Origin of the sequence: Methanobrevibacter cuticularis, from assembly GCF_001639285.1 — an archaeon.
GTDB classification, from domain to species: domain Archaea; phylum Methanobacteriota; class Methanobacteria; order Methanobacteriales; family Methanobacteriaceae; genus Methanobaculum; species Methanobaculum cuticulare.
In genome coordinates, this window is the sequence record NZ_LWMW01000144.1 from 1 (window position 1) to 7975 (window position 7975).

Genomic DNA, 7975 nt, shown 5'->3' on the forward strand with positions numbered 1-7975 from the left:
ATTTTATTTAATTCAATTTTTAAAGAATTTATATTATTTTAAGTTTAATTTATAGATTTTTTAAATATTATTTTTAATAAATAAAATAATATAGGTAGTTATATAATATTTAAAGATTTTAAATGAGGAATACTTTTATTAAATTTTTTAAAAATCTTACTTATGAGACACTCTCATATTTTTAATTTTTTATAATTTTTATTAATAAGAATTGTAATAAAAATAAAGATTAAATAAAATTTGAAGATTGTATGCTTGTTATAATAAATAAAAATAAAAAATACAGAATAAATATATTAAATAATCATGAAATAAAAATATTATGAAATCATGACTATTTTAAATAAATAAAAAAATTAAAGAAAATTAGCTATTTAATCATCTTAATTAATTCTGGTGTCTTAGAATAAGCTATTTTAACAGATTCAAGAATATCTTCTCTTGTTAAGGGACTATCTCCACCCTTTTGCATAGCACATATACTGCCAGATTCAGTGATTCCAATGGATAATCTTGCATCTAAAATTCTTTCTTCATCAAGTTCTGGATCAAGAAGCATTTTATCTCCAATTTTAACAAATGTACACATGGCTGTTTTATCTCTAAGAGGTAAATCCATTGTTTTCTCTTCATCAATAACAACTTCATCATTAACATATGTTGCAACAGGCAGTTTAGTATTTAACAGTGCAGCCATTACAGCTAAGCTTGCAGTATCAAATAAATTCCCATCATTATCTATTATATGTAAATCAATGAAGAGCATCCATACTTTTTTACCTTCTTTAATACAGAGCTTTTCTAAATCAACCATTTCACTTTCTCGAATACCTCTATCAACAACACGAGCTAATTCTACTGATGTTTCACTTGGTGGTCCAGGTTCAAATGTTGGATCTGCCATAGGCAACATCTCACCATTAGTCATTAATACTCCTACGTTAGGAGTATCTGGGAATGGTTCACCAATACTAGGTTTAATACCAACAATTACTTGAGTATTTCCTATTGTAACTCTTGCAGAGCCTTCAGCTTTAGATATAATTCCTGATTCAATGGAAATATCCCTATATTCATCCAAAACTCTCCCATCAGCTCTTTGTCCACTATTAATAAGATTTGTAATACTATTTCTTGTGATTTCAGGCATAATCTTCATAATAATTCCTCATAAATTTCTCACTATAGCTATTCTTTAGAATATCTTACTTTAAGAGCTTCTTTTTGAACTTCACTAATTTTTTTACATCCTTCAATAGCTAAATCCAAAGCTTGCTCAAATTCTTCTTCGGTAAGATCCCCATCACTTTGAAGTAGAGTGACATCACCTGTCCTTGGCATAATAGCTACTGGAACATCTGCTTGGCCTTCTTTATCTTCTTTCTCAGAAAGATCAAGAACTATTTGATCATCAAATTTACCTGCTGCACATCCAACCACAATATCTTTCATTGGAATTCCTGCATCAGCTAATGCTACAGAAGCTGCAGTAATGCCTGCACAGCGAGTTCCACCTTCAGCCTCTATTACTTCTATGAAAACATCCACCATAGATCGTGGAAAGCTTTCTAACATTAAAGACGGTCTTAAAGCCTCAGCAGTGATTTTTGAAATCTCTATAGATCGTCTATCAGGGCCTGGTCTTTTTCTATCATCAACAGAAAAAGGAGCCATATTATACCTACATCTAATAACACCAGTGTTAGGGCGTAACAATCTTCTGATGTATGACTCTCTTGGTCCATAAACAGCCACTAAAATTTTATTTCCACCCACTTCTAAATAAGCAGATCCATCTGCTCTTTCTAGTACTCCTGCTTCTATTTTTAAAGGACGAATCTCATCAAATGCTCTTCCATCATCCCTTTTTTTATCGTTGGTAAGGATAAAAATCACCTCTTAATCTCAATTAAACTATATTCAATAATTAAACTTAATAATAAAACATATTCAATTATATACTAATTCAATTAATTAAACTTAATAATAAAGCATATTCAATTATATACTAATTCAATTAATTAAAGTTAATAATTAAACTTAATAACAAATTATATTCAATTATATATTAATTTAATTAATTAAAATTATTAATTAAACTTAATAATAAAGCATATTCAGTTATATACAAATCAAATGATTAAAGTTAATAATAAACTATATGCAGTCATATATTAATTCAATTAATTAAAGTTAATAATAAACTATATGCAGTCATATATTAATTCAATTAATTAAAGTTAATAATAAACTATATGCAGTCATATATTAATTCAATTAATTAAAGTTAATAATTAAACTTAATAATAAACTATATGCAGTTATATACTTTTTCAATCCATTAATATCTTTATTCTAACTCTACTTTTTATCATTGTTAGATATATTTATTGTAGGAGATCCACTATCTTCTGCTTTAGTAATACTACCGAAAAAAGATTTTCTAGATTTCTTCTTGCTTTTAAGATGATCAAAAGTATCTAGAAAGTTAATCTTGCGAGTGGTGTTAGAATCAGATTTTTTATCAGTATCACTGAGTTTTTCAGCATTAGTATTATTATCTTCTTCAATGTCATCTTTATTAGCATCATCAAGATTACTGTCAGAATCATTGGTATCCTTTTCGCTTTTTACTTCCCCACTAATATCTTCAAGTTCTGGATTTTCCAATACAGAATTAGAAACATCATCTAATGTATGTTCTGGTCCTGTTTCATCATTTTCAACATATACTTTAATCTCAGAAGATTCATCTTTATCATTTATATCCTCTTCAATACCTATTTCAAACTCTTCAGTAGATTCTTCTGGTATTTCTCCATCAACAAGAAGATATAATTTGTCGCGAATTCTATTAGTAAGGCCAGATGTATGTGCTTCAGCTTCGATTAGATTTATAATATTTTTGGTTATTTGCTCCATTTCTTTCTCGCCTTTAACCCAAACAAGACCATTTTGACCAACCACTATTTTACATTTGGTTTTATCTTTAATCATGTTGATCATAGAGCCTTTTTTACCAATCAAACGAGGAACTTTAGTTGGAGTAATATCGACTAGAATGCCTCCCCTAAACTTACCCATTCCTCTACCTTTTAATCCTAATTTTACTTTCTTAACTTCATCAACATCTACAACTCTTAAAAAGAGAACATCACCTATTTTAAATACTTTACTTAATTCTTTCTTTTCTCTTCCAAAAACTTCTGATGCAGGTAATATTCCAGAATATGGTGAGTTAATATCTACTCCCCACATTGAAAAGCGAATATCATCAATCTCTCCAATTACTACATCACCTTTTTTCGGAACATACTTGCTCTTAAGAGGAATTACGCTAATTTTTTTGCTCCTTAAGGAAACTAAACCCATTAAAGAAGAACAAACTTTGTCACCATCTTTAAAAGTTCCCCTTCCAGAGTAATAACCCTCTTCAGCTAATATTTCTCCTGGAACAACTAATTCTTTGTCTTTTACATGTATCATGTACATTAAGCCCCCATAGGGTAATATAAAATGATTTATAAATATAAAACAGGTTATAAATGAGAATATAATCATCACAATAATATAACGATTTATGAATATAAAACAGATCATAAATAGATTTAAATCCAATTATGTACAACTAGATATAATTTATATGAACCTAAACTAATTTAATTATTAATATGATTGAATTATAAATTGAATAGAAATCCAATGAGTTTTATTAAATATTGTTACTACTAATATTTAACATAATCTTTGATTATTATTATTTTAATCATTATACTATTTATATCATTATAATCAATATTATAATTTTGGTGATAAAATCATTGATATGGAAATTAACAATATAAAATTTATATCATTATAATCAATATTATAATTTTGGTGATAAAATCATTGATATGGAAATTAATAATATAAAATTAGAAATTTATTAATAATTACTATAACATTGATAATAAAAATTACTATTTTTAATAATTTAAAAAGAATAAAATTAAAAATATCTATAATAACTAATAGAAAATCAAATCTAAATACATCATGAATAATAATTAAAACCTAAATAATCTACTTAATTCATTAATGTTTGAAAATCTATAGAATGCATTAATTTTTGGATAATTTTTGTATTTATTTCTAAAGAATTAATACATACAATCCAATATCTAAAAATAATAACTATAATTAATAGAAATTATAATTAGTAATAATCATAATTACCAATTATTATCTTATTTAATAAGCTTAGTTTCTGATTCTCCACCAGATAATTCACCCATTTTAAGATTGAATTTGTCTTGAATTCCTCCAGGAATCTCAACAATAGCTACCCAAGAACCATCCTGTTGCCATTCTTCATTGAGAATGGTTCCAAATTTAGAAATGTGTGAAAAGGCATTTCCTGCTACATTTCCAGGTAATCTTACCGCTATTTTGACCTTTTCAAATCTAATAGGTATTTTAATTTTAATAGCTTTTAATGTAGTTTGAACTTGTTCATCAACAGATTTAAAAGGATCTATTTTGACTTTAGTTTCTTCCATAGCATTTTCAATCCTCTTTACAGGATGAGGAAGTCCAGTTTGAGGATTAATAGATTCTCTAGCTATTTTATTAATGACCATAAGACGTTTTTCTTCCTGCATATCTCGTTTCTGTTGAGCAGTAAGCTGAATGTGGCCCTTATTAATTATTGCTGTTGCGACTTCTAAAGTATCTATATTCTCAAATACTTTATTCATACTATCTTCAGAAGCTTTATCTCCTTTTTTAGCATCTTTAAATATTTCTTCAACAGCTAAAACATCTTCAATAGCTAAACCTTCTTTTTCAGGATTTTTAAAATCTGAAGCCAAATCTGGGTCAACTAAAATTTCAAACCTCTCTCCATGAGACTCTAATCTAGCAATAACAGCATCATCAATATTAACCATATTTTTCCCTCATTAATAAATTAAAAAATCTGTAAAATAGAATGAAAAATGAATAGAAGAAGTATCTAGAGAATTATGATAAACTAATCTTAATAGTATTAAAATAATTAAATATTCCATTGAAATTAATGAATATTAAAATCATCAGTTAATCTCAAAAATATCAATCATTAAACAATCTCAAAAATTAAATATTTCATTGAAATTAATGAATATTAAAATCATTAAACAATCTCAAAAATATCAATCATTTTAATAATATTAAAAATATAATTTAACTCTGCGAAGAATTGAATTATCCCTGTGATCCCTAGAAAATTTAAATGAAAGAAGATAGATTCTTCTTTCAATTTATTTTATTGAAATAAATAAGATTAGTCTTCTTCCAACTCTTCATCTTCATCTTTTTTATTAGTTTCATTTCTAGCAAGTAATGCTTCAACGTGTTTAGCTACTTCTTCATCAGAGACTTTTCTGTATTTCTTGCTCTTTTTATCAATAATAGCTATTTCAACACTTTCAGAAGTAGTTTTACCTTCAGTTGCCTCATAAACTGCATCTAAAGCTAAATCAATTGATTCTTCCAATGTTAAGTCTTGCTTGTATTTTTCTTCAAAAACATCCATAGCTGCTTGTCTTCCAGATCCAATAGCTGTTGCCTTATATTCTATTAATGCTCCACTTGGATCAGTCTCAAATAGCTTACATGCTTTATCAGTTACTCCACCAATAATCAGTGCAGATCCAAAAGGACGTACCCCTCCATTTTGAGTATACATTTGCTTCATATCACAGATTTTTTTAGCCAATGTTTCTACTCGAATTGGTTCATTATAAGTGATTTTGTTAATTTGAGATTCCATTCTAGCTCTTTCAATTAAAGCTCTTGCATCAGCAACTAATCCTGATGTAGCTGCTCCAATATGATCATCAATTTGGAAGATTTTTTCTATAGATTTAGACTCAACTAACTTACTTGTAGTCCTTTTGTCTACAACAAGAACAATTCCCTCTTTTGATTTTACACCTAAAGAAGTTGTACCTCTTTTTACAGCTTCTCTAGCATATTCTACTTGGAAAAGTCTTCCATCTGGGCTAAAAACAGTGATAGCTCTATCATATCCAGCGTTTTGTAAAGGTTGCATAATTTATACCTCTTTGTTTTTTATTATAAAATTTAATGTTATTTTGTAATTAAAAGTTTGAAAATAGTTATTAATGATCTCATATAATATTTACTGTAGTAATATTTAATATAATAGCCTAAATATTCTAAAATAACTAAATATAATAGGTCGAATATTCAAATAGGCCTAATATAATATTACTTCTTATATATATTTAATTTAGATCTATAATAAAGTTTTTTATAAAATTTAATAATTGTTTAATTAAGATTTGATATTATTTTTATTATGAATTTAATTCTAGATTCTTATAATATTATTAAGTTGAACAAACTCAACAATAAAGGTCATATATCAATATCAAAGGATAAAAATTAAAAATTAAAAATTTTAAAAGTAATCTAAACCTCCATGGTTTAGTATTTATTATGTTTTCAAATTTTATATACTTATAATAATATGGATAATATAGTTAATAAAGTTTACTATTAAAGTTACCTTTGATTACTAAAATCATTATGTATAACCTATAAGGATATTAAAAATATAAAAATAATTAACATGAATTCCAATAAAAATATTTTTCAAGGATTTATAATTGATAAAAATCAATAAAACGAGGAAATATTAAAATAAAAACATGTTTTACATTAAGTAAATCATTTTCTAGGCATTTTAATATATAGACCCCATCTATTCATCCAATACAAGTAGTAAACAAATCATACAAAAGACTTAGTTACATTCCAAAACCCAAGAAAAATATTGTTTTTAGTATTTGTATAAGTCATATTTGAATTTTTATATTAAATGTTTTTGTGTAGTGATATATGTCATAAAATGCGTTTTTGAGTTTAGTTTCTTTATTTTTTAGTTGATCACTTCTGTTTTGGTTTTTATCACTGAATATCCTTTTTATCACAGCTATTACTGTTTTTACTATACTTCTTTGATGATGTTTTGGTTTGCTAAATAATGATTCCATTGATATTCTGTATTTACTTTTTTTAGCTCTTTTTTTATGATGTATCATACTAGTTGCATTTAATTCTTCGTGCAAGGTTTTATGTATTTTTTCATTATTGTATGTTTTTTCTAAACTGAATTCTATGGGTTTATATTTGTTGATTTTTCTTATTATGGAGATATTGAATCTTTTGAAATCGTGTGTTGGTCCTTTAACTAATCGGTGTGCTAGTACTACTTGTTTTTTTTTGTGTCTATTTGTTATTTAGTTTTTGGTAAAGTTTTTTATCCATTTTTTTCTTTTTTTGATTTTGTCAGTGTAATAGGTGCTTGCTTGATCACAAGAGTACCCAGTTCCATCTAAAAATCATCCCATGATTCTTTGATATCGAATAATTCTATATTTTATCCATTATTTTATCCATAGGATCGGATTTTAGTCTTTTAAAGAATTTTTGTAGTGTAGTATACTGTGGCAGTGTAATATACCGTGGAATAGTTTTTAAACCAAACAATATCAGATTTTTGGGCATTAACTGAATGACTAAAGTGAAAAACAGATGATCTATTCTTAATCGCTTCATAAAACACTAAAACGCTATAAAATGATATTGATTGTATGTATGTTTCGATTTTTTACAGGAATAAATCGACAAAAACGATTTAGCCATTTAAAAAGCTGCAAAGATAAATTTTATTAACTCATTATTACATAAAACTGTCATGACAATCACATAGTATTTTGATTAATACTAATATGTGATCCCATCATACTTAACATGATTTCTACAAAGTCGAAATTTTAAAACAAAAATTACAAATTCGAGAGTGTCCCATAATTAAGATTTTTAAAAAATTTAATGAAAATATTTCACATTTAACATCTTTAAATATTATATAGGCATATATATTATTTTATTTTTTAAAAATAATCTTTATAAAATATATTAT

General features: G+C 26.1%; 5 protein-coding genes and 1 pseudogene. All 6 read right to left on the reverse strand.

Annotation, left to right across the window (positions count from 1 at the left end; genetic code table 11):
• Window positions 1-370 precede the first annotated feature (370 nt).
• Window positions 371-1162, reverse strand: a complete 792-nt coding sequence (gene rrp42 / locus MBCUT_RS09300; RefSeq protein WP_084270797.1) for an exosome complex protein Rrp42 — start codon at window positions 1160-1162, stop codon at window positions 371-373.
• 26 nt (window positions 1163-1188) lie between these two features.
• Window positions 1189-1896 carry an exosome complex exonuclease Rrp41 gene (gene rrp41 / locus MBCUT_RS09305; RefSeq protein ID WP_067260407.1) on the reverse strand — a complete coding sequence of 236 codons (708 nt, stop codon included), beginning with the start codon at window positions 1894-1896 and terminating at the stop codon, window positions 1189-1191.
• Between the two features lie 906 nt (window positions 1897-2802).
• A pseudogene (rrp4, locus tag MBCUT_RS11600) lies at window positions 2803-3486 on the reverse strand (exosome complex RNA-binding protein Rrp4); the annotation flags it as partial.
• A gap of 743 nt (window positions 3487-4229) precedes the next feature.
• Window positions 4230-4931 (reverse strand): ribosome assembly factor SBDS, encoded by a 702-nt coding sequence (locus MBCUT_RS09315; protein WP_067260408.1) that lies wholly within the window; start codon window positions 4929-4931, stop codon window positions 4230-4232.
• 374 nt (window positions 4932-5305) lie between these two features.
• Window positions 5306-6076, reverse strand: a complete 771-nt coding sequence (gene psmA / locus MBCUT_RS09320) for an archaeal proteasome endopeptidase complex subunit alpha (RefSeq protein WP_067260409.1) — start codon at window positions 6074-6076, stop codon at window positions 5306-5308.
• A gap of 769 nt (window positions 6077-6845) precedes the next feature.
• Window positions 6846-7118 carry a hypothetical protein gene (locus MBCUT_RS09325; RefSeq protein ID WP_157082565.1) on the reverse strand — a complete coding sequence of 91 codons (273 nt, stop codon included), beginning with the start codon at window positions 7116-7118 and terminating at the stop codon, window positions 6846-6848.
• Window positions 7119-7975: the final 857 nt, after the last annotated feature.

Coding starts and splice junctions, on each gene's coding strand:
- MBCUT_RS09315 (WP_067260408.1), bottom strand. CDS start 4,931: ATGGTTAATATTGATGATGCTGTTATTGCTAGATTAGAGTCTCATGGA.
- psmA (WP_067260409.1), bottom strand. CDS start 6,076: ATGCAACCTTTACAAAACGCTGGATATGATAGAGCTATCACTGTTTTT.